The sequence below is a fragment of the Curtobacterium herbarum genome (assembly GCF_016907335.1).
In the GTDB taxonomy this organism is placed as follows: domain Bacteria; phylum Actinomycetota; class Actinomycetes; order Actinomycetales; family Microbacteriaceae; genus Curtobacterium; species Curtobacterium herbarum.
In genome coordinates this window covers 1,767,641-1,789,142 of the sequence record NZ_JAFBBT010000001.1, presented here as the reverse complement: position 1 = coordinate 1,789,142, position 21,502 = coordinate 1,767,641, and the positions used below count along the sequence as shown (strand labels likewise).

General features: G+C 69.7%; 21 protein-coding genes. 15 read left to right on the top strand and 6 right to left on the bottom strand.

Annotation, left to right across the window (positions count from 1 at the left end; genetic code table 11):
* Positions 1–11: 11 nt before the first annotated feature.
* The 11 genes from pdxS (at position 12) to JOD51_RS08495 (ending at position 10,807) form a co-directional block, all read left to right on the top strand.
* Positions 12–929 (top strand): pyridoxal 5'-phosphate synthase lyase subunit PdxS, encoded by a 918-nt coding sequence (gene pdxS, locus JOD51_RS08545; RefSeq protein WP_111073444.1) that lies wholly within the window; start codon positions 12–14, stop codon positions 927–929.
* Entirely contained in the window at positions 919–1,518 is a 600-nt protein-coding gene (gene pdxT / locus JOD51_RS08540) for a pyridoxal 5'-phosphate synthase glutaminase subunit PdxT (RefSeq protein WP_204607866.1), read from the top strand. Before pdxS ends, pdxT begins: the two co-directional genes overlap by 11 nt.
* Before the next feature lie 164 nt (positions 1,519–1,682).
* The gene (locus JOD51_RS08535) at positions 1,683–2,447 is read left to right on the top strand and encodes a YebC/PmpR family DNA-binding transcriptional regulator (protein ID WP_111073446.1); all 765 of its coding nucleotides are present in this window, start codon (positions 1,683–1,685) and stop codon (positions 2,445–2,447) included.
* Positions 2,448–2,473: 26 nt separating this feature from the next.
* A complete protein-coding gene (gene ruvC, locus JOD51_RS08530) occupies positions 2,474–3,097 on the top strand; it encodes a crossover junction endodeoxyribonuclease RuvC (RefSeq protein WP_181439114.1) in 624 nt (207 codons plus the stop codon).
* Complete coding sequence (ruvA, locus tag JOD51_RS08525) at positions 3,094–3,711, top strand: Holliday junction branch migration protein RuvA (protein WP_204607865.1); 618 nt, start codon at positions 3,094–3,096, stop codon at positions 3,709–3,711. The genes ruvC and ruvA overlap by 4 nt, the downstream gene beginning before the upstream one ends.
* Complete coding sequence (gene ruvB / locus JOD51_RS08520) at positions 3,708–4,745, top strand: Holliday junction branch migration DNA helicase RuvB (protein ID WP_204607864.1); 1,038 nt, start codon at positions 3,708–3,710, stop codon at positions 4,743–4,745. Before ruvA ends, ruvB begins: the two co-directional genes overlap by 4 nt.
* Positions 4,746–4,811: 66 nt before the next feature.
* Entirely contained in the window at positions 4,812–5,201 is a 390-nt protein-coding gene (locus JOD51_RS08515) for a preprotein translocase subunit YajC (RefSeq protein WP_204607863.1), read from the top strand.
* Positions 5,202–5,292: 91 nt separating this feature from the next.
* Positions 5,293–7,050, top strand: a complete 1,758-nt coding sequence (secD, locus tag JOD51_RS08510; protein ID WP_204607862.1) for a protein translocase subunit SecD — start codon at positions 5,293–5,295, stop codon at positions 7,048–7,050.
* Positions 7,050–8,048 (top strand): protein translocase subunit SecF, encoded by a 999-nt coding sequence (gene secF / locus JOD51_RS08505; RefSeq protein ID WP_204607861.1) that lies wholly within the window; start codon positions 7,050–7,052, stop codon positions 8,046–8,048. Before secD ends, secF begins: the two co-directional genes overlap by 1 nt.
* The gene (locus tag JOD51_RS08500) at positions 8,048–8,407 is read left to right on the top strand and encodes a rhodanese-like domain-containing protein (protein WP_204607860.1); all 360 of its coding nucleotides are present in this window, start codon (positions 8,048–8,050) and stop codon (positions 8,405–8,407) included. Before secF ends, JOD51_RS08500 begins: the two co-directional genes overlap by 1 nt.
* A 45-nt stretch (positions 8,408–8,452) precedes the next feature.
* Entirely contained in the window at positions 8,453–10,807 is a 2,355-nt protein-coding gene (locus JOD51_RS08495) for a RelA/SpoT family protein (protein WP_239539818.1), read from the top strand.
* Positions 10,808–10,867: 60 nt separating this feature from the next.
* Here the strand turns inward: JOD51_RS08495 and JOD51_RS08490 are convergent, their stop codons facing one another.
* From JOD51_RS08490 to deoC, 3 genes are all read right to left on the bottom strand, one after another.
* Positions 10,868–11,419: a type IV toxin-antitoxin system AbiEi family antitoxin gene (locus JOD51_RS08490; protein ID WP_204607859.1), complete on the bottom strand. Its 552-nt coding sequence runs from the start codon at positions 11,417–11,419 to the stop codon at positions 10,868–10,870.
* A gap of 70 nt (positions 11,420–11,489) precedes the next feature.
* The gene (locus tag JOD51_RS08485; RefSeq protein WP_204607858.1) at positions 11,490–12,449 is read right to left on the bottom strand and encodes an ROK family protein; all 960 of its coding nucleotides are present in this window, start codon (positions 12,447–12,449) and stop codon (positions 11,490–11,492) included.
* Between the two features lie 101 nt (positions 12,450–12,550).
* Positions 12,551–13,297: a deoxyribose-phosphate aldolase gene (gene deoC / locus JOD51_RS08480; RefSeq protein WP_204607857.1), complete on the bottom strand. Its 747-nt coding sequence runs from the start codon at positions 13,295–13,297 to the stop codon at positions 12,551–12,553.
* A gap of 42 nt (positions 13,298–13,339) precedes the next feature.
* On the opposite strand from deoC, the gene JOD51_RS08475 reads away from it, so the two are divergent.
* The 4 genes from JOD51_RS08475 (at position 13,340) to JOD51_RS08460 (ending at position 17,530) form a co-directional block, all read left to right on the top strand.
* Positions 13,340–14,872: an SDR family oxidoreductase gene (locus tag JOD51_RS08475; RefSeq protein WP_204607856.1), complete on the top strand. Its 1,533-nt coding sequence runs from the start codon at positions 13,340–13,342 to the stop codon at positions 14,870–14,872.
* A complete protein-coding gene (locus JOD51_RS08470; RefSeq protein WP_204607855.1) occupies positions 14,869–15,480 on the top strand; it encodes a GDSL-type esterase/lipase family protein in 612 nt (203 codons plus the stop codon). Before JOD51_RS08475 ends, JOD51_RS08470 begins: the two co-directional genes overlap by 4 nt.
* A complete protein-coding gene (locus JOD51_RS08465) occupies positions 15,477–15,908 on the top strand; it encodes a DUF6804 family protein (protein WP_204607854.1) in 432 nt (143 codons plus the stop codon). The genes JOD51_RS08470 and JOD51_RS08465 overlap by 4 nt, the downstream gene beginning before the upstream one ends.
* Before the next feature lie 68 nt (positions 15,909–15,976).
* Positions 15,977–17,530, top strand: a complete 1,554-nt coding sequence (locus JOD51_RS08460) for a stealth family protein (protein ID WP_204607853.1) — start codon at positions 15,977–15,979, stop codon at positions 17,528–17,530.
* 39 nt (positions 17,531–17,569) lie between these two features.
* On the opposite strand, the gene JOD51_RS08455 is transcribed toward JOD51_RS08460, so the two are convergent.
* The 3 genes from JOD51_RS08455 to qcrA form a co-directional block, all read right to left on the bottom strand.
* The gene (locus JOD51_RS08455; protein ID WP_204607852.1) at positions 17,570–18,529 is read right to left on the bottom strand and encodes a phosphodiesterase; all 960 of its coding nucleotides are present in this window, start codon (positions 18,527–18,529) and stop codon (positions 17,570–17,572) included.
* Positions 18,530–18,728: 199 nt separating this feature from the next.
* Entirely contained in the window at positions 18,729–20,420 is a 1,692-nt protein-coding gene (qcrB, locus tag JOD51_RS08450) for a cytochrome bc1 complex cytochrome b subunit (protein ID WP_204607851.1), read from the bottom strand.
* A complete protein-coding gene (gene qcrA, locus JOD51_RS08445) occupies positions 20,417–21,484 on the bottom strand; it encodes a cytochrome bc1 complex Rieske iron-sulfur subunit (RefSeq protein ID WP_204607850.1) in 1,068 nt (355 codons plus the stop codon). The genes qcrB and qcrA overlap by 4 nt, the downstream gene beginning before the upstream one ends.
* Between the last annotated feature and the right edge of the window lie 18 nt (positions 21,485–21,502).

The following is a 21,502-nucleotide window of genomic DNA, read 5'->3' as shown; positions in this document are numbered from 1 at the left end:
CTGAGGGGATCATGAGCGACAGCACCCCCAGCACCGTCAACGCCACTTCGACCACCGGGTCCTCGCGTGTCAAGCGCGGTCTCGCGGAGATGCTCAAGGGCGGCGTCATCATGGACGTGATCGACGCCGACCAGGCACGCATCGCCGAGGAAGCCGGCGCCACCGCCGTCATGGCCCTCGAGCGCGTCCCCGCCGACATCCGCGCCCAGGGTGGTGTCGCCCGCATGTCCGACCCGTCGATGATCGAGGAGATCATCGCCGCCGTGTCGATCCCCGTCATGGCGAAGGCCCGCATCGGCCACTTCGTCGAGGCGCAGGTGCTGCAGGAGCTCGGCGTCGACTACATCGACGAGTCCGAGGTCCTCTCGCCGGCCGACTACGTGAACCACATCGACAAGTGGAAGTTCACGACCCCCTTCGTCTGCGGTGCCACCAACCTCGGCGAAGCGCTCCGTCGCATCACCGAGGGCGCGGCCATGATCCGTTCCAAGGGCGAAGCCGGAACCGGTGACGTGTCCGAGGCGACGCGCCACATCCGCACCATCTCGAAGGAGATCGCGGCACTGCGCAACCTCAAGGAAGACGAGCTCTACGTCGCCGCCAAGGAGCTGCAGGCGCCGTACGACGTGGTGAAGGAAGTCGCCCAGACCGGCAAGCTGCCCGTCGTGCTCTTCACCGCCGGTGGTGTCGCCACCCCGGCCGACGCCGCGATGATGATGCAGCTCGGTGCCGACGGTGTGTTCGTCGGCTCCGGCATCTTCAAGTCGGGCGACCCCGCCAAGCGTGCCGCCGCCATCGTCAAGGCCGTGACCTTCCACGACGACCCCAAGGTCATCGCCGAGGTTTCCCGCGGTCTGGGCGAGGCCATGGTCGGCATCAACGTCGCCGACGTCCCCGCACCGCACCGCCTCGCCGAGCGTGGCTGGTAGGCCCTCGCCCCGGATCGGCGTCCTCGCCCTGCAGGGCGACTTCCGTGAGCACATCGCCTCGCTCACCGGACTCGGTGCGGACGTCGTCCCGCTCCGCCGCCCGGAGGAGATCGACAGCCTCGACGGTGTCGTGATCCCCGGCGGCGAGTCGAGCGTGATGGACAAGCTGTCCCGTGCGTTCGGGGTCGCCGAGCCGCTGGGCGCTGCCATCCGAGCAGGGCTGCCGACCTACGGCACCTGCGCTGGCATGATCATGCTCAGTGCGCGGATCACCGACGGCATCGCCGGGCAGCACACCCTCGACGTCCTCGACACCACGGTGCGCCGGAACGCGTTCGGCAACCAGAACGACTCGTTCGAGATCGACATCCCGATGCCCGACCTCGGCGCCGAGCCGGTGCACGCGGTGTTCATCCGCGCACCGGTCGTCGAGCAGCACGGGTCCGGCGTCGACGTCATCGGGGCGCTGCCCGACGGCCAGGTCGTCGCCGTGCAGCAGGGCAACGTGCTCGCGAGTGCGTTCCACCCCGAGGTCGCGGGCGAGGACCGGTTCCACCGCCGCTTCCTCGACATCGTCCGCCGCGCTTGACCAACCCTCCCGCAGAACGCAACCGTGGCGCTTGCCCGCCGGGTTGTACCGCTGCGAGCAGGCGCTGCCCTTGCGTCTTGCGGGGGAGCGCGCGAGGCGGACGCACACCGCGCCTCCCGGGCCGGTAAACTGTCGGAGACTTTCCGCACGACGCAAGGAGATCCGTGTCCGGGCATTCCAAGTGGGCGACGACGAAGCACAAGAAGGCCGTCATCGACGGTCGCCGTGCGAAGTCGTTCGCCAAGCTCATCAAGAACATCGAAGTCGCGGCCAAGATGGGCGGGGCCGACATGTCGGGCAACCCGACCCTCGTCGACGCGGTCCAGAAGGCCAAGAAGACCTCGGTGCCGAACGACAACATCGACCGCGCCATCAAGCGCGGTGCCGGCCTGACCGGTGAGTCGATCGAGTACACGACCATCATGTACGAGGGGTACGGCCCGAACGGCGTCGCGCTCCTGGTGGAGTGCCTGACCGACAACAAGAACCGTGCCGCGGCCGAGGTCCGGACGGCGATGAACCGCAACGGCGGCACCATGGCCGACCCGGGCAGCGTCGCGTACAACTTCAACCGCAAGGGCGTCATCTCGGTCACCAAGACCGACGCGCTGACCGAGGACGACGTCATGACGGCCGTCCTGGACGCCGGTGTCGAGGACGTCATCGACCAGGGCGGTGGCTTCGAGGTCATCACCGAGGCGAGTGACCTGGTCGAGGCGCGCACCGCCCTGCAGGCAGCCGGCATCGACTACGACGCCGCGGACGCCGAGTTCGTGCCGAACCTCAAGGTCGAGGTCGACGCGGACACCGCCCGCAAGGTGTTCAAGCTGATCGACGCGCTCGAGGACAGCGACGACGTCCAGAACGTCTACGCCAACTTCGACGTGCCGGCGGACGTGCAGGCCGAGCTCGACGAAGACGAGGACTGATCACGGCCAGGGCCGGCGCGCTGCGGGTGCTCGGGGTCGACCCCGGGCTCACCCGCTGCGGCGTCGGCGTGGTCGAGGTCACGCCGGACCGGCGCGCGCGCCTGGTGCACGTGACCGTCGTCCGCACCCCCGCCGACATGGCGCTGGAACTGCGGCTCCTCGCGATCGCCGAGGGCATCGCCGAACAGATCGACGCGCACCGGCCGGACGCCGTGGCGGTGGAGCGGGTGTTCGCGCAGGCGAACGTCCGCACCGTGATGGGGACGGCGCAGGCGTCCGGTCTCGCCCTGCACGCCGCCGCCGCGCGCGGGCTGCCGGTCGGGCTGCACACCCCGTCCGAGGTCAAGGCCGCGATCACCGGCTACGGCAACGCCGACAAGCGCCAGGTCCAGGCGATGGTCGCCCGGGTGCTCGGACTCGCCGAGGCGCCGAAGCCCGCGGACGCCGCGGACGCGCTGGCCCTGGCGGTCTGCCATGCCTGGAGGCTCGGCTCACCCGACGCGGTCAGCTCCGGCCCCGGGACCCTCACCCCGGCGCAGCGGGCGTGGCGGGACGCGCAGGCTGGTGCGGCCGGACGCAGCGCCGCGTCGCCCCTCGTGCGGAGCGGCGGCGCGAGGACGTCCCCGGCCCGCCCTAGGCTCGGGGCATGATCGCGAGTCTCCGGGGCACCTGCATCGACGTCGCCGGGTCGACCGCCGTGATCGAGGTCGGCGGGGTCGGGTACGCCGTCACGGTGACGCCCGCACACGCCCTGACGATGCGGCACGGGTCCGAGGTCTTCGTCCGGACGGCACTGATCGTCCGCGACGACGCGTTCGAGCTGTTCGGCTTCGAGTCGACCGATGCCCTGCGCGTCTTCGACCTGCTGCGGAGCGTCTCCGGCGTCGGGCCGAAGTCCGCGCTCGGCGTGCTCGGGCAGATGACCGCCGCACAGGTCGCGAACGCCGTCGCGCACGACGACGACGGGGCGTTCCGCAAGGTCTCCGGCATCGGCCCGAAGACCGCCAAGCTCATCATCGTGGCCCTCGCCGGCAAGCTCGCCGCCTTCGAGGCGCCCACGAGCACCGGCGCCGCCGCCGCGGTCGCCCACCCCGCCACCGAGGACGTCGTCATCGCGCTGGTCGGCCTCGGCTGGCGCGAGGACGCGGCCCGCAGCGCGGTCGACGACGCCGTCGCGAACGAACCCGGCGTCGAGCAGATGGGGACGCAGGCGCTGCTCCGCGCCGCGCTCGGGACCCTCCGACCCACGGGTGCCGGCCGGTGAGCGGCGGGATCACCGCCGCCGACGCGCAGTCGCCGGAAGAGCTGGCGTTCGAGGGCGCGCTCCGCCCGAAGTCGCTGGACGAGTTCGTCGGGCAGCGCAAGGTCCGCGGGCAGCTCGATCTGCTGCTCAAGGCCGCGGCGATGCAGGACCGGACGCCGGACCACATCCTGATGGCCGGGCCTCCCGGACTCGGCAAGACCACGCTGGCGATGATCGTCGCGCACGAGTCCGCGCGGCCCCTGCGGATGTCGAGCGGGCCGGCGATCCAGCACGCGGGTGACCTCGCCGCGGTGCTGTCGTCGCTGATGCCCGGTGACGTCCTGTTCATCGACGAGATCCACCGCATGGCGCGTTCGGCGGAGGAGATGCTCTACCTGGCGATGGAGGACTTCCGCATCGACGTGATGGTGGGCAAGGGCGCCGGGGCGACGAGCATCCCGCTCGACCTGGCGCCGTTCACCCTCGTCGGCGCGACCACCCGTGCCGGGCTCCTGCCGAACCCGCTCCGCGACCGCTTCGGGTTCACCGCGCACCTCGAGTTCTACGAGCGCGACGAACTCGAACAGGTCCTGATCCGGGCCGCACACCTGCTCGAGCTCGACTTCGACCGGTACGCGCTGCGTGAGATCGCCGGGCGTTCCCGCGGCACCCCGCGCATCGCGAACCGGCTGCTCCGCCGGGTCCGGGACTTCGCGCTCGTGCACGGCACCCGGGACGGCATGGCCGCGGTCCAGGGGGCGCTCGAGCTGTACGACGTCGACGAGTACGGCCTGGACCGGCTCGACCGCGCGGTGCTCGAGACGATGCTCACCCGCTTCGACGGCGGCCCCGTCGGCCTGAACACCCTCGCGGTGTCGGTGGGCGAGGAGTCCGAGACCATCGAGTCCGTCGTGGAGCCGTTCCTGGTGCGGATCGGCCTGGTGACGCGGACACCGCGGGGCCGGATCGCGACGCCCCAGGCCTGGCGCCACTTCGGTCTGACCCCGGGTCAGGCCGCCGCGCAGCCCGGACTCTTCGCCGCCGACGATGCGTGAAGTACTGCACATGTGCGTGCTCTAGACTGCTCGCGCCCGAAACCGCTCGACCGACCGAAGGCTCCCATGGACCAGTACTTCCTCATCATCATCGTCGTGGCGTTCGCGGCCTTCATGTTCTACAGCAGCCGCAAGCGCAAGAAGCAGCAGACCGAGACCGCCAGCCAGATGGTCCCGGGCGCGCGCGTCATGCTCTCGTTCGGCCTGTACGGCACGCTCGTGTCGGTCGATGACGAGAAGGTCACCGCGGACGTCGAGATCGCGCCCGGCACCGTCATCACCGTGCACCGCCAGACCCTGTCCCGCGTCGTCCCGGACGAGACCACGGAGGCCGTCGACACCACCGTCACGACCGAGACCGAGTCGGACTCCCACGTCACCGAACTCAACGGCGAGCCGATCTACGGCGAGCGTGTCGAGGACGTCGACAGCACGAAGCGCAAGACCGAAGACTGACCTCCGACGCCGCCGGCTGACCGGTGGTGCGACACCATGAGCCCCGTGCGTTGCGACGTGCGGGGCTCACGACAGAAAGACGAGACGACCGGTGGCACGATCGACACCCGTCAAGAAGGCGCTCCGCTCGCTCACCTGGTTGGTGATCCTCATCGCGGTCCTCGCGGGGCTGAACACCGCCGCATCGGTCCTCGCGGGCAGCACCAAGGACACCTCCGACAAGTGGTACGCCGGCGCGAGCTGGGTCCCCGAGCTGGCGCTCGACCTGCAGGGCGGCACGCAGATCACCCTGGCGGCGCAGAGCACCGAGGGCTCGGCAGTCACCTCGCAGCAGCTGCAGCAGGCGGTGAACATCATCCGCCAGCGCATCGACGCCACCGGTGTCTCGGAGTCCGAGATCAACACCCAGGGCGCCAACAACATCGTCGTGTCGATCCCGGGCAAGCCGGACCAGCAGACGATCCAGCGCATCGAGGCAGCGGCGAAGCTGACCTTCCGCCCGGTCCTCTACACCGAGGCCGCGTCCGACAGCGCCGTGGGGGACTCCGGCAAGGGGTCCACGGCCTCGCCGACGCCGTACTCGCCGCCCGCATCGCTGCAGGCGACGCCGAGCTCGAAGCCGACGAACGGCAGCGACCTGGCCTGGGTGACGCCGAAGCTGCAGGACCTGTACACGAACTACAAGTGCTCGGCCCCGGACGACGTCACGTCGGCCCCGGACGACGAGCCCCTGGTCACGTGTGACAACGACGGTGCCGCGAAGTACATCCTCGGCCCGGTCGAGGTGTCGGGTGCCGACATCAGCAACGCCACCTCCGGCCTCGCGTCGAACTCGCAGGGCACGACCACCGGTGAGTGGGCGGTCAACCTGTCCTTCAACGGTGCCGGCACGAAGGACTTCGGTTCGGTCACCAACCGCCTGGTCAAGCTCACGCAGCCGCAGAACCAGTTCGCGATCGTCCTCGACGGGACCGTCATCACGGCGCCGACGACGAACTCCGCGATCACCAACGGCAAGGCGCAGATCACCGGCAACTTCACCGCCGACTCCTCGAAGACCCTCGCCGACCAGCTGAAGTACGGCGCCCTGCCGATCAACTTCCAGGTGCAGTCGAACGAGGTCATCTCCTCGACGCTCGGGACCGCGCAGCTCGTCGGCGGTCTCGTCGCCGGTCTGATCGGTCTGATCCTGGTCGTCATCTACTCGGTCATCCAGTACCGGTCCCTGGCGTTCGTCACGGTCCTGTCCCTCGGTGTCGCCGCCGCGCTGACGTACCTGGTGATCGCGATCATGTCGTGGCGCGTCGACTACCGGCTCTCGCTGGCGGGGGTCGCGGGGCTGATCGTGGCGATCGGCATCACGGCGGACTCGTTCATCGTGTACTTCGAGCGCATCCGTGACGAACTCCGTGACGGTCGTGCCCTCGAGAGCGCGGTCGAGTCCGGGTGGAAGCGTGCACTCCGCACGATCCTGGCGTCCGACTCGGTGAACTTCCTCGCCGCCGTGACGCTCTACGTCCTCGCGGTCAGTGACGTGAAGGGCTTCGCGTTCACGCTGCTCCTCACCACCCTGATCGACGTCGTCGTGGTCGCGCTCTTCACGCACCCGATGATGCAGCTCATCGCCCGCACCCGCTTCTTCGGCGAAGGGCACCGCTTCAGCGGACTCGACCCGGCCGCCCTCGGTGCGGTGTACCGCGGTCGTGCGCAGTTCCGCGCCCCGATCGTGGACGGCAAGCGGCAGCGCAGTGCGCGTGAGGCCGCGCGTCGCCAGACCATCGCCGAGCGCAAGGCCGCCGGCTCCGACAACGGCACGGGCAACGGCACCGGCAACGGGAAGGACAGCTGATGGCGAGCTTCAGCCAGTTCGGCAGCGACCTCTACACGGGCAAGCGGTCCTACGACATCGTCGGGCGCCGCAAGACCTGGTACATCGTCGCGATCGTCTGCATCGTGCTGTCGCTGGCGATCCCGTGGCTCCGTGGTGGGTACCAGCTCGGCATCGAGTTCACCGGTGGTTCCGAGTTCACGATCTCCGACGCGAAGTCGACCGACCAGGGCATCGCGACCGAGACGGTGGAGCGGGTCGTCCCGGACGTCATCCCGCGTGTCTCGCAGCTCGGCCAGCACGGCATCCGCGTCCAGACCGGGCAGCTGACGAACAAGCAGACCGACGAGATCGCGTCCGAGCTCGCGACGGCGTACAAGGTGCCGGCCGAGAAGGTCGCCGCGACGTTCATCGGCGCGACCTGGGGTGCCGACGTCCTGGCGCAGGCGATCCGGGGTCTCGTGATCTTCCTGGCGCTGGCGGCCGTGTTCATGGCGCTGTACTTCCGCACCTGGAAGATGTCGCTGGCCGCCATGGTCGCTCTGATCCACGACCTGCTCATCACGGCGGGTGTCTACGGCATCGTCGGGCTCGAGGTCACGCCGGCCGCGGTGATCGGATTCCTCACGATCCTCGGGTACTCGCTCTACGACACCGTGGTGGTGTTCGACAAGGTGCGCGAGAACACCGCGATCGAGTCGATCCGCACGTTCCAGCAGTCGGTGAACCTCGCCGTGAACCAGACGCTGGTCCGGTCGATCAACACCTCGATCGTGGCGCTGCTGCCGGTCGCGGCGATCCTGTTCATCGGGTCGTACGTGCTCGGCGCCGGGACGCTCCGCGACATCTCGCTCGCCCTGTTCATCGGCATCATCGTCGGCACGTACTCCACGATCTTCCTGGCGTCGCCGATGTACGCGCACCTCCGCGAGAAGGAGCCGAAGATCATCGCCGCCGACGCCAAGAAGCAGCAGGCCGCCGCGAAGAAGCGTCCGGTCGAAGCCGGGGCGGACGTCTGATGGGGGCCGCCGAGGTCGACCTCACCGAGGCGCTCGCCCGTCTCGAGGCCGGCGCGCCCCTGATCGACGTGCGCGAGCAGTCGGAGTGGGACGAGGTGCACGCACCGCAGGCCACGCTGCTGCCGATGTCCGAGCTGCAGGCTCGGTGGGCCGAGGTCCCGGCCGACGACGAGCACCCCGCCGTGGTCGTCTGCCACAGCGGGTACCGCTCGGCGCAGGTCGTCGCGGCACTCGAGCGGGCCGGCGTCCCCGCGGTCAGCCTGGCGGGCGGCATGGTCGCCTGGGAGCAGTCCGGCGCCCCCGTCGTCCGTGCCGGTGCGGACGCCGCCGCTGACGGCGAACGTGGTCACGAGCACTGACGCGACGCGCGTACTGTTGACGGATCGAGTCCCGGGAGGCGCAGCATGACCGACACGCGTGAGTCCTCGCAGCCGGATGCCGGCGCAGCTTCCCGGCCCGGAGACGGTGCGCTGCCCGGATCGTCGCCGCGGCCGTCGAGCCCGCCGCTCGGGACGAACACCACGGGCAACCTCGGGTCGCTCCGGTCCCTGCTGCCGCGGCTGTTCTCGCGCGCGCAGCCCGCTGGGGCCGTCGACACCCTGATCCGCACGGTCCGCTCGCACCACCCGAAGGCGGACACGACCCTCATCGAGCGTGCGTACTCCGTCGCGGAGCGCGCGCACGACGGGCAGAAGCGGAAGTCGGGGGAGCCGTACATCACGCACCCCGTCGCCGTGGCGCAGATCCTGGCCGACCTGGGCATCGGCACGATCACCATCGCCGCCGCACTGCTGCACGACACGGTGGAGGACACCGACTACCAGCTCGACCAGCTGCGCGAGGACTTCGGCGACGAGATCGCCATGCTCGTCGACGGCGTCACCAAGCTCGACAAGGTCAAGTACGGCGACAGCGCGCAGGCCGAGACCGTCCGCAAGATGGTCATCGCGATGTCGAAGGACATCCGTGTGCTCGTCATCAAGCTCGCGGACCGGCTGCACAACGCCCGGACGTGGGGCTTCGTGGAGTCCGCCTCCGCCTCGCGCAAGGCGAAGGAGACGCTCGAGATCTACGCGCCCCTGGCGCACCGCCTCGGCATCCAGATGATCAAGCTCGAGCTCGAGGACCTGTCCTTCGCGGTGCTGCACCCGAAGCTCTACGTCGAGATCGACAGCCTGGTCAAGGAACGCCAGCCCAAGCGCGAGCAGTTCGTGCAGGACGTCACCGGGACCCTGAAGAAGGACCTGAAGGCCGCCAAGATCCGCGGCGACGTCATGGGGCGTCCGAAGCAGTACTACTCGATCTACCAGAAGATGATCGTCCGCGGGCGTGAGTTCGACGAGATCTACGACCTGGTCGGCATCCGCGTCCTGGTCCCCACGGTCCGTGACTGCTACGCCATGCTCGGTGCCGTGCACGCCCGGTGGACACCGCTCCCCGGCCGCTTCAAGGACTACATCGCGACGCCGAAGTTCAACCTGTACCAGTCGCTGCACACCTCGGTGCTGGGACCCCAGGGCCGTGCGGTCGAGATCCAGATCCGCACGCACGAGATGCACCAGCGCGCCGAGTTCGGTGTCGCCGCGCACTGGAAGTACAAGCAGCGGATCACCGGCCGGGACGCCGAGACCTCCACGCAGTCCGACCAGGACATGGCGTGGCTGGCGCACATCACCGACTGGCAGGCGGAGACCAGCGACCCGGCGGAGTTCCTCGACTCGCTGCGGTACGAGATCGGCGCCAAGGAGACCTACGTCTTCACCCCGCAGGGCAAGGTCATCGGTCTGCCCGCCGGCGCGACCCCGGTCGACTTCGCCTACGCCGTGCACACCGAGATCGGGCACCGGACGATGGGCGCCAAGGTCAACGGGCGCCTGGTGCCCCTCGAGAGTGCGCTGTCGAGTGGTGACGTCGTCGAGATCTTCACGTCGAAGAACCCCGACTCCGGGCCGAGCCAGGACTGGTTGACCTTCGTCCGCAGCCCGCGCGCGCGGAACAAGATCAAGCAGTGGTTCACGAAGGAACGGCGCGAAGAGGCGATCGAGCAGGGCCGCGACGCCATCGCCCGGGCGATGCGGAAGCAGAACCTGCCGCTCCAGCGGATCATGAGCCAGGACACCATCTCCGAGGTGGCCTCGGCGATGCGGTACGACGACGTCGCCGCGCTGTACGCGGCGGTCGGCGAAGGCCACGTGTCGAGCCAGTCCGTCATCGAGAAGGCCCTCGGCAGCATCCAGACCGAGACCGAGACGGACGAGCCGGAACTGTCGTTCCCCCGGCACGTCACGAGCCGCCAGCTGCGCAACAGCGACAGCGGTGTGCTGGTCCGTGGTGCGCCCGACATCCTCGTGAAGCTGGCGAAGTGCTGCACCCCGGTGCCGGGGGACCAGATCGTGGGCTTCATCACCCGCGGTCAGGGCGTCTCCGTGCACCAGGCGGCCTGCACGAACGTCAAGTCGCTGATGAACGAGCCCGACCGGATGATCGAGGTCGAGTGGGCGCCGTCGTCGAAGTCGGTGTTCCTCGTGCAGATCCAGATCGAGGCGCTCGATCGGTCGGGGCTGCTCAGCGACGTGACGCGCGTCCTCACCGACCACCACGTGAACATCCTGTCCGCCACGGTCTCGACCTCGTCCGACCGGCTGGCGCTGTCACGGTTCGTGTTCGAGATGGGTGACACCACGCACCTCGACCGCGTGCTCAACGCGGTCCGCCGCATCGACGCCGTCTACGACGTCTACCGGGTGAGCGCGGGCTGAGCCCGGGTCGGCGGGCTGAGCTCTGGGGCAACCGCCGGCAGGAAGCTCGTCAGGGGCGGCTCAGGGCGTGGCGAACCCGGCGTCGCGGAACCGACGCTGCGCCTGCCGCCCCATCGGCACCCGCTCGCTCTGCTCCAGGCAGCGTGCCAGCTCTGCCGGGTCGACCCCGGCGGTGACCACGAGCCCACGGAGCGCATCGGCGTCCCGCGGACCGAAGCGCCGACGCACGCGGAGCAGATCGAGTGCCGTCGCGCCCGGTGTCAGCACGCGCGCCCCGACACTGGTGGTGACGTCGTCGTCCTCGAGGGCGATCTCGCGCACCGCCGTCCACGCTCCACGGCTCCGGAAACGCTCGTCCGCCGGGACACAACCGTCGTGGGGGACCGGCGGGCGCGAACACGCCCCCCAGATCCACGCCGCGCTCAACCCGCCGGCGACGATCCGGGTGTCCCCGACGCTCCAGGCGAAGGACGCAGCTCGAAGGCCGGCGTCCTGCGGCTCCGCGATCGACGCCCAGCAGGCACCGACCGCGACCAGGTCACCGGCGAGGACGGCTGCGTGCAGTTCCGCCGCCGGCCAGTCGTCCGTCGTCACGAGGCGGGAGGAGTGCACGACCACATGATCCCGCACCCGGCGTGAGCGAGCACGCCGGTGTGGACAAGCCGTGCACCTCCCGGGCGGGTCAGCGCAGGACGTCGGCCCGGTGCACGAGCGCCGCCGCACCGATGAGCGGCCCGTCCTGCGACAACCCGGTCGGCACGATCCGCACCTTCGTCACGAACGGGAACTCGACCCGCTCCGCGACGGCCTGCCGGGCGTACTCGAACAGGTCGGGGGAGACGTGCGAGAACCCGCCGCCGATCGCCACGACCTCCAGGTCGACCAGGCTCGTCGCCGCCGCGATGGCCTGACCGAGCGCACGCCCGCTCCGCTCGACGGCAGCCACGGCGACCTCGTCCCCGGCGGCGTAGGCGGCCGCGAGGTCCTCGCCGGTGCTGCCGGCGAACCCCTGACGACGCGCCCAGGCGACGGTCTTCGGACCGCTGGCCACGGCCTCCAGGCAGCCGGTGCCGCCGCAGGCGCACGGGTCGTCGTACCCGCCGCACTCGACGTGGCCGATGTGACCGGCGTTGCCGGTCGGCCCGCTGACGGTGCGGCCGTGCAGGATGAGCCCGCCGCCGACGCCCGTGGACACGATCATGCCCATCACGTGATCGGAGCCCTGCGCGGCACCGACCCAGTGTTCGGCGAGGGTGATCGCCAGGCCGTCCATGCGCAGCGTGACCGGCACCCCGTCGGGGACGTGGGCCGCGACACGGTCACGCAGCGGGTAGTCGCGCCAGACCGGCATGTTCAGCGGCGAGACCAGGCCGTGCTCCTCGTCGACCGGGCCGGCGGAGCCGATGCCGACGCCGACCAGGGTCGCGTCCGACGGCAGGGTGGCGAGGGTGGCGACGACGACCTCGTCGACCGCGGCCTGCAGTTCCTCGGACGTGCGCCCCGCACCGGTCGGGCTGCGGTGCCGGGTGGCCGGCAGGACGACGCCCTGGTCGGTGACGAGGGCCGCTTCGACCTTCGTGCCACCGAGGTCGACGGCGAGGGCCAGGTCCGCGGGCGCGGACGGGGTGGTGGGGCTGGACATGCGCACTCCGGTGTGGCGGTCGGGAGGCCCGGCAGCGGTCCCGGACGTGACGTCACGTCCGGACGCGGCCGGCCTGGTTCAGGTCGGGCGGGGGAGGGACGTCAGTAGGACGAGGTGTCGTCGCCGCGGTCCGAGGACGCACCCGTGGCGACGCGGTGCGCGACCTCGTCGAGGATGCGCGCGGAGGCGCTGGTGCCGATGCGGGTCGCGCCGGCCTGGACCATCTCGAGCAGCGTGTCGAGCCCGCGGACGCCGCCCGAGGCCTTCACGCCGGTGTCGGGGCCGACGGTCTCGCGCATCAGGCGGATGTGCTCGGCGGTCGCACCACCACCGGCGAACCCGGTCGAGGTCTTCACGAACGCGGCACCCCCGGCGACGGCTGCACGGCTGGCGGCGACGACCTCGTCGTCGGTCAGGTACGCGGTCTCGAGGATCACCTTGACGATCGTGTCGCCGGCGGCGTCGACCACGGCACGGACGTCGCGCTCGACCCGCTGCCAGTCGCCGGACTTCGCGGCACCGATGTCCTGCACCATGTCGAGCTCGAAGGCGCCGTCGGCGAGGGCCTGCAGCGACTCGGCGACCTTGGCCGCCGTGGAGGTGGTGCCGTGCGGGAAGCCGATCACGGTACCGACGCCGACGCCGGTGCCCTGGAGGCGCTCGACGGCGTGCAGCACGTCGCCCGGACGGACGCAGACGCTGAACACCCGGTGCGCGGCGGCCTCGTCGAGCTGCGCGTCGACCTGGGTCCGACTCAGCTCGGGCTTGAGGATCGCGTGGTCGATGAGTCGACGCACCGCGTCCGCATCGACGGCGGCTGAGGTGTCGGAGTTCGCTGCGTTGTCCACCGTGCAAGCCTACAAGCAGGCGTGGGGCGTACCGTTCGGAGCATGCGCGTCCTCGTCACCGGGGCCACCGGCTACATCGGTGGTCGACTGGTCCCCAGACTCCTCGATGCCGGTCACGACGTCCGGGTCCTCGTCCGCAACCCCCGCAAGCTGCAGGACGTCCCCTGGAGCGACCGTGTCACCGTCGCCGAGGGTGACCTGCAGGACGCCGACGCGGTCGCCACCGCCGTCGACGGCACCGAGGCGGTCTACTACCTGGCGCACGCGATGGGCGCGGACGGTGACTTCGAGCAGGCCGAACGGGACGCCGCGCAGACGATGGCCCGAGTCGCCCACGACGCCGGGGTCCGGCGGTTCGTCTACCTCGGCGGTCTGCACCCGGACGGCGAACTCAGCAAGCACCTGCGCAGCCGGAAAGAGGTCGGGGAGATCCTCCTCGGCTCCGGCGTCCCGACGATCGCACTGCAGGCCGGCGTCGTCATCGGGTCGGGCAGCACCTCGTTCGAGATGATCCGCCACGTCACCGACGTCCTGCCCTGGATGCCGGCACCCCGCTGGGTCCGGAACCGCATCCAGCCGATCGCGGTCCGCGACGTCCTGTACTACCTCGTCGAGGCACTCACGATCCCGGCCGACGTCAACCGTACCTTCGACATCGGCGGCCCCGACGTCCTGCGGTACGGGCAGATGCTCAACGGGTACGCGGTCGAGGCGAAGCTGCCCCAGCGACCGATCACGGTCCTCCCGGTCCTGACCCCGCGGCTCGCCGCGCACTGGTTCAACGTCGTGACGCCGATCCCGCGCAAGCTCGCGACACCGATCATCGAGTCGCTGCAGTTCGAGTGCGTGCAGCGCGAGCACGACATCGACGACGTCGTCCCGCAGCCCGAGGGTGGACTGACCTCGTACCGCCGAGCTGTCCGGCTCGCCCTGGCGAAGATGCGCACGGGCGAGGTCCTGACCAGCTGGCGGAACGCGACACTCTCGAGCGGTTCGGCCGACCCGCTGCCGAGCGACCCGGACTGGGCCGGCCACACGGTCTACGTCGACGACCGGAAGCGGCACTCGTCCGCCCCGCCGGAGGCCGTGTGGAGCGTCGTCGAGTCGATCGGCGGCGAGAACGGCTGGTACTCGTTCCCGCTCGCGTGGGTTGCCCGCGGGTGGCTCGACAAGATCGCCGGTGGTGTCGGCCTCAGCCGTGGTCGTCGTGACCCGAAGCGGTTGGAACAGGGCGACGCGCTCGACTGGTGGCGGGTCGAGCGGCTGGTCCGCGGCCGGTACCTGCGCCTCCGTGCCGAGTTCAAGTCGCCGGGCCGCGCCTGGCTCGAGATGACCGTCACGCCGGCCGACGACGGTGGCAGCGACTACCACCAGCGGGCGATCTACTTCCCGCAGGGACTGGCCGGACGGCTCTACTGGTACGGCATCCTGCCGTTCCACGGGGTGATCTTCCCCGGCATGGTCGAGCGGATCACCGCCCGTGCCGAGCGGGAGGCGCACCACACCGACTCGACGCAGCGCAACTCCACGTACCAGAATGACGACGCGCAGCCAGCGCACGAGGAGGCCGCATGAGCGACGACGACACGAAGACCGGCGGCGCCGGTGACGGCGGTGTCCTGTTCCTCGGTGACAGCATCACGGCCGGCGGCGACTGGGGACAGTGGCTCCCCGGCGAGCACACGATCAACCTCGGCATCGACGGCGACACCACCGACGGCGTCCTGGCACGCCTGGACGAGGTCGTGCAAGCGGCACCCGAGGTCATCGTCCTGCTGATCGGCACGAACGACTTCGGCCACCACCGGGCGAGCGCCGAGCACGTCGTCCGGAACGTCGAGTCGACCCTCGTGCAGCTGCGTCGGGCGCTGCCGGGCGTCCGGCTGCTGCTGGTCTCGATCCTGCCGCGCCAAGCGGAGTACGCGTCGAAGACCGAGCAGGCGAACCGGCACCTCCGCCAGTTCGTCGCGACGTGCCACGCCCAGTACCTCGACGTGTGGCCGGCCCTGGCGGACGGCGACCACCTGGCCGAGCAGTTCACGAACGACGGCCTGCACCTCAACGAGGACGGGTACCGCGCCTACGTGGGCGAGCTCGTCCCCGCGCTCGAGCGGGTCCGGGAGCTGCCGCCGATGTCGCGGCCGATCTCCCTGGCCGACCTCCGCGACGCGCAGGACCGATGACGGCACGGAAGGGGCGGCCCGCGATCGGGTCGTCACAGCAGGCGTCGTCGGGCGCGCCGGCGTCGTCCCCGCGACCGTCGTCCCGCGCCGGGGCCGCTCGTCCGGCGCTGCCGGACTTCACCCGACCGGCACTGGCACCGTCCCTGCTGGCCGCCGTGGTCCTCCTGGCCTGCGTGGCGTTCCTCGACTCGTCGGCCTTCGTCTTCGCACGCTGGGGCGTCACGGTGCTGGCGCTCATCGTGCTGGTCTTCGCGATCCGGGGGCGCGCCTGGTGGGCGGCGGTCCTCACCGCAGCCGTCGCGGTCTGCTGGAACCCGGTCGTGGTCCTCCCGATCCCGGGCCAGCTCTGGGCAGCACTGCAGCTCGTGGCGGCGGCGCTCTTCATCGTCGTCGGCATCGCGGTGAAGGTGCCGCGCGCGGCGGACTGACACCGCGCCTCCCGGTAAGATCGCACATGCTGTGCATCGCGCACGGCAGCGTGACCTGGAAGGCATGGATGAGCAACGAGACCGAGCCGGTGACCGAGAGTCCTCTGCTGACCCCTCGACCGTCCTCCGGCGGTCTCGACCGTCCTGACGTCGTCCTCCGCAAGGGACGGCTCACCCTCATCAACGGGCACCTCACGCCCCAGCAGTCGATGATCGAGGACCTGCTGTTCCTCGACGACGCCCTCACCGCGGCGGACGTCGACCACCTGCTCATCCGCGGGAACGACCAGCGGCCGGTCGTCGCCGTCGACGAGCGCGACCGTCAGCGTGCCGAGAGCGCCGTGATGGACGCCGCCGCGGGGGAGCCGTTCTACGCGAAGCCGCCGGGCAAGGCTGCCCTGCTCGTCGTCGACGACGGCTTCGGTTCGGCCGACGAGCCCGTGCTCCGGCTGTTCCGTCCGCGCCTCGAGCCGATGGGGCGCCTGCGCTACGGCGCCGAGACGAGCGTGCAGCTCGAGTTCTGGCGCGTCACCGAGACCGAGGTCCTGGCGCCCGTCGAGAACGCCCTGATGCGCCGCAGCCTGCCGATCGAGGAGTTCGTCCTCGTCGACATCGAACGCTACGGTCGCGGCTGGTCCACCGTCGAGCACATGTTCGACGACCACGTGTCCGACATCCGCTTCCCGATCGACATCGTGTTCTCGTGGGTGGACGGCAACGCGGTCGAGTACCAGCGTGCCCGCCAGGCCGCGCAGGCGACGGCCGTGCTGGGGGAGGGCGACGACGCCCCCGCCCGCTTCCGCCAGATCAACGAGCTGAAGTACGCGCTCCGGTCGGTCCACATCTTCGCCCCGTGGATCCGTCGCATCTTCATCGCCACCGATTCACCGGCGCCGGAGTGGCTGGCGGACCACCCGAAGGTGCGGATCGTCCGCAGCGAGGAGTTCTTCGCCGACCCCTCGGTCCTGCCGACGCACAACTCGCAGGCCGTCGAGGCGCAGCTGCACCACATCCCGGACCTCAGCGAGCACTTCATCTACTCGAACGACGACATGTTCTTCGGGCGTCCGGTCGATCCGTCGATGTTCTTCAGCCCGGGCTCGGTGACGAAGTTCATCCTCGCGATCACGCGCATCGGCCTCGGCTCGAACAACCCGGCACGCAGTGGGTTCGAGAACTCGGCACGCGTGAACCGGAAGCTCCTGCAGCAGCGGTTCGGAGCGGTCACGACGCGGCACCTCGAGCACTCCGCGACCCCGCTGCGGAAGAGCATCATGACCGAGATGGAGCACGAGTTCGCGGCGGAGTTCGCGGCCACCGCCGGCTCCCGGTTCCGTGCGGCGGACAACATCTCGGTGACGAACTCGCTGTACCACTACTACGCGCTGCTCACCGGTCGGGCGATCATCCAGGAGAACGCCACCGTCGGCTACGTCGACACCACGATGGAGGCCGGGCTCCGCGAACTCGACGAGCTGCTGAAGAAGCGGAACGTCGACATGTTCTGCCTGAACGACGGCAGCTTCCCGGAGGTCAGTGACGAGGAGCGGACCGAGCGCGTCACGGACTTCCTGGAGCGGTACTTCCCGTTCCCTGCGCCCTGGGAGCGACCGGGCGCCTAGGACGCGCTCAGGAGGGCCCCTGGAGGCCCTCCTGGGTCGTCACCGGTGGATCGGGGACACCGGCACCGAGTCGAGGGTGAACACCGGCATCGAGGCCGTGACGGGCGCCGGCTCGACGGCTGCCGGGATGACGACCCCGGCGGCGGCCAGACGGGCCTCGGTCTCGATCGACGAGACGGGTTCGCCGACGGTCGGGTAGGTGCCGATCGGGACGACCGAGTGCACGACCTGGTGGCCGTACACGTGCATCAGGTTGAACGACTGTGCACCGTCGCGGCCGCGGGTGCCGCCCTGGAACTCGTTGAGGTCCTGCGTGTAGCACGTGGCGCTGGCGACCGAGACCGGGATGCCGGCGAACACGGCACTGGTCGAGTAGTGCAGGTGGCCGGCGATGATGGTGAGGATGTCGCTGCCCTCCACCACCTCGGCGAGGGCCGGCTGGTCGCGGAGTTCGACGAGGACGGTGAGGTCCTGCACGCTCGGCACAGGCGGGTGGTGCATCGCCAGGATGGTGCCGTGCGGGGCCGCTTCGGAGAGGACCTCGGCGAGCCAGTCGAGCTGTTCGGGGGAGACCTCACCGTGGTGGTGTCCGGGGACGCTGGTGTCGAGCGTGATGACCCGGAGCCCGTTGACGTCGTAGACGAAGTCGACCGGACGGTCGGTGGGCTGCAGGCCGAAGAGCTGCTGTCGGAAGGCGCCGCGCTCGTCGTGGTTGCCCATCGCCCAGATGACCTGCGCGCCGAGGCGTTCCGCAGCCGGTTCGATGATGTCGCGCACCTTGACGTACGCACCGGCTTCGCCCTTGTCGGCGACGTCACCGGTGATGATGATCGCTTCCGGGCGGGATCCGGAGGCTTCGATCTCGGCGATGATCTGGCCGAGACGTGCGGCGGAGTCGACGGCTCCGTAGAGCGCGCCGTCCCCGGCGACGAGGTGGGTGTCGCTGAGGTGGAGCAGGAAGTGGTTCGGCCTGGGGTGTTCAGCCGTCCGGGCGTCCATCGGGTCTCTTCTTCCGTTGGCAGCGGGTGCGTGGTGCAACACAGTGCCACACCGTCCTCGACGATTCCAGCACCGGTGTCTGAACGCCCCGTGAACTGGGGCGGCGTGTCCGGTGTCCTGAGGCGAAACGACATGAGGCGAACACACGAGCCCCCGTTCGCGAAGCGAACGGGGGCTCGTGTGTTCTTGCCGAGAAGTGTTACCGCGTACCGGCACCGACCTGCGGGGCCTGGTGGGTCCCCTCGAGGTCCGGACCGTGGTGGGCGGCGTGTGCCGCTTCGAGCTCGTTCTTCGACACCGGTTCGATGCGGTCTTCGAAGAAGAAGCGGGAGGCGCGTGCACGGGCCTTCTGCAGCGAGGTGATGCGGCCGCGGGAGTCCGGGCGGATCATCAGCGGCTTGTAGTCGTTGAACTCCAGCAGACGCCAGCGCTCGTACTCGTCGAGCTGCTCGTGGACCTCGATGTACTCACCGTGCGGCAGTCGGACGATGCGGCCCGACTCGTACCCGTGGAGGACGATCTCGCGGTCCTTCTTCTGCAGCGCCAGGCAGACACGCTTCGTGATCCAGAACGCCACGAACGGACCGAGGACCGTCGTCGCCTGGAGCACGTGGATCACGTGGTTGATCGACACCATGAAGTGGGTCGCGATGAGGTCCGACGAGGCCGCGGTGAACAGTGCGCCGTAGAGCGTGATGCCGGCGACACCGATCGCGGTGCGGGTCGGGGCGTTGCGCGGGCGGTCGGCGATGTGGTGCTCACGCTTGTCGCCGGTGACCCAGGCCTCGATGAACGGGTACACGAAGATCGTCACGATGAGACCCATGAGGATCGCGATCGGCACGAGGATGTTGAACGAGACCGTGTAGCCGAACCAGTTGACCTCCCAGTGCGGCGGCACCAGACGGAGCGCGCCGTCCGCGAAGCCGATGTACCAGTCGGGCTGGGTACCGGCGGACACGGGGGAGGGGTCGTACGGGCCGTAGTTCCAGATCGGGTTGATCGTGAAGAACGACGCGATGGCGGCCAGGATGCCGGCGACGATGAAGAAGAAGCCACCGGCCTTCGCGGCGAACGCCGGGAGGATCGGGACACCCACGACGTTGTCGTTGGTCTTGCCCGGACCTGCGTACTGGGTGTGCTTGTTGATGACGACGAGCACGAGGTGGACACCGAGCACCGCGACGAGGATCGCCGGCAGCAGCAGGATGTGCAGCGTGTACAGGCGGCCGACGATGTCGGTCCCGGGGAACTCGCCGCCGAAGAGCAGGTAGGCGATCCACACGCCGATGACCGGGACACCCTCGATCATACCGACGATGATGCGCAGACCGTTGCCGGAGAGCAGGTCGTCGGGGAGCGAGTAGCCGGTGAAGCCCTCGGCCATCGCGAGGACCCAGAGCACGAAGCCGAAGACCCAGTTGAGCTCACGCGGCTTGCGGAACGCGCCGGTGAAGAAGACGCGGGCCATGTGCAGCATGACGGAGGCCACGAACAGCAGGGCTGCCCAGTGGTGGATCTGTCGGACGAACAGACCGCCGCGGATCTCGAACGAGATGTTCAGCGTCGACTGCAGCGCCACCGACATGTCGACGCCCTTGAGCGGGACGTAGGTGCCGTTGTAGACGACCTCGGCCATGGACGCCTGGTAGAAGAACGTCAGGAAGGTCCCCGAGAGCAGGACGACGACGAAGCTGTAGAGCGCGACTTCACCGAGCATGAAGCTCCAGTGGTCGGGGAAGATCTTGCGACCGACCTCCTTCACCAGGCCGGAGATGCTGGTGCGCTCGTCGATGTAGTTCGCGGTGTAGTTGATCAGGCGCGAACCACGGTCAGGAGTCGGCTTGTTCGTCGACTCGGTGGTGGGGGATGTGGTCGTTGTGCTGCTCATGAGCGGGCACGCTCCCAGAAGGACGGGCCGACCGGCTCGTGGAAGTCGCTCTGTGCGACCAGGTAGCCGTCGTCATCGACCGAGATCGGAAGTTGGGGAAGGGGGCGGGCCGCCGGTCCGAAGATGACCTCGCAGTTGTTCGAGACATCGAAGGTGGACTGGTGGCACGGGCACAGCAGGTGGTGCGTCTGCTGCTCGTAGAGCGCGACCGGGCATCCGACGTGGGTGCAGATCTTGGAGTACGCGACGATGCCGTCGTAGCCCCAGTTCTCGTGGCCCTTGGCGGGGTTGAGGTCCTTCGGGTCGAGGCGCATCAGCAGGACTGCGGCCTTGGCCTTCTCCTCGAGCATGTCCTCGGAGTCGAGCATGCCCTCGGGGATGACGTGGAAGACCGAGCCGATGGTGACGTCGGAGGCCTTGATCGGCAGACCCGTCGGGTCCTTGGTCAGGCGGAGGCCCGACTTCCAGAAGGTGTGACGGAGCAGCTCGTTCGGGTCGTCCTTCGGCGCGAGGTCGCGCACCAGGACGATGCCGGGGAGGGGGAAGGCGACCAGGGCGCCGATGAGGGAGTTGCGGATCAGCTTGCGACGGCTGAAGCCGGACTCCTTGTCGGCGAGCTGGAACGCTTCGACCGCCTTGGCGCGGGTCGCGTCCGTGCCACGTGTGGTGTGGCGCATCTCGGTGATCTCGCGGTCGGAGACGAGCGTCTTCGACCAGTAGACGGCACCGATGCCCAGGGCCAGGAGCGCGAGGGTGATGGAGAGACCGAGGAAGAGGTTCGCGGTACGGACCGTCCCGAAGTCGTTCGGGTCGATCGGGAAGGCGATGTACGCGGCGATCGACAGGACGCTCGCGACGATCGACACGTAGAAGAACGTGGCGACCTGGCGCTCGGCCAGACGCTGCTTCTTCGGGTCGACGTCGGTGCGGCGGGCACGGTGCGGCGGCTCGCCCGGGTTCTCGAACGGCTCGTGCGGCAGGACAGCGGTCCCGACCGGCTCCGTGGCGCCGTGCTTCTCGACAGCCGAGGACGAGCTCAGCGCGTCGTCGTCGTGCTCTGCCATGGTGTTCCCTTCAGTGTC

What these genes read in the sequence shown, in the direction of transcription:
- pdxS (WP_111073444.1), top strand. Translation starts at nt 12, where the DNA reads ATGAGCGACAGCACCCCCAGCACCGTCAACGCCACTTCGACCACCGGG.
- ruvA (WP_204607865.1), top strand. Translation starts at nt 3,094, where the DNA reads ATGATCGCGAGTCTCCGGGGCACCTGCATCGACGTCGCCGGGTCGACC.
- JOD51_RS08515 (WP_204607863.1), top strand. Translation starts at nt 4,812, where the DNA reads ATGGACCAGTACTTCCTCATCATCATCGTCGTGGCGTTCGCGGCCTTC.
- secF (WP_204607861.1), top strand. Translation starts at nt 7,050, where the DNA reads ATGGCGAGCTTCAGCCAGTTCGGCAGCGACCTCTACACGGGCAAGCGG.
- JOD51_RS08500 (WP_204607860.1), top strand. Translation starts at nt 8,048, where the DNA reads ATGGGGGCCGCCGAGGTCGACCTCACCGAGGCGCTCGCCCGTCTCGAG.
- JOD51_RS08495 (WP_239539818.1), top strand. Translation starts at nt 8,453, where the DNA reads ATGACCGACACGCGTGAGTCCTCGCAGCCGGATGCCGGCGCAGCTTCC.
- JOD51_RS08485 (WP_204607858.1), bottom strand. Translation starts at nt 12,449, where the DNA reads ATGTCCAGCCCCACCACCCCGTCCGCGCCCGCGGACCTGGCCCTCGCC.
- JOD51_RS08475 (WP_204607856.1), top strand. Translation starts at nt 13,340, where the DNA reads ATGCGCGTCCTCGTCACCGGGGCCACCGGCTACATCGGTGGTCGACTG.
- JOD51_RS08470 (WP_204607855.1), top strand. Translation starts at nt 14,869, where the DNA reads ATGAGCGACGACGACACGAAGACCGGCGGCGCCGGTGACGGCGGTGTC.
- JOD51_RS08465 (WP_204607854.1), top strand. Translation starts at nt 15,477, where the DNA reads ATGACGGCACGGAAGGGGCGGCCCGCGATCGGGTCGTCACAGCAGGCG.
- JOD51_RS08460 (WP_204607853.1), top strand. Translation starts at nt 15,977, where the DNA reads ATGAGCAACGAGACCGAGCCGGTGACCGAGAGTCCTCTGCTGACCCCT.
- JOD51_RS08455 (WP_204607852.1), bottom strand. Translation starts at nt 18,529, where the DNA reads ATGGACGCCCGGACGGCTGAACACCCCAGGCCGAACCACTTCCTGCTC.
- qcrB (WP_204607851.1), bottom strand. Translation starts at nt 20,420, where the DNA reads ATGAGCAGCACAACGACCACATCCCCCACCACCGAGTCGACGAACAAG.
- qcrA (WP_204607850.1), bottom strand. Translation starts at nt 21,484, where the DNA reads ATGGCAGAGCACGACGACGACGCGCTGAGCTCGTCCTCGGCTGTCGAG.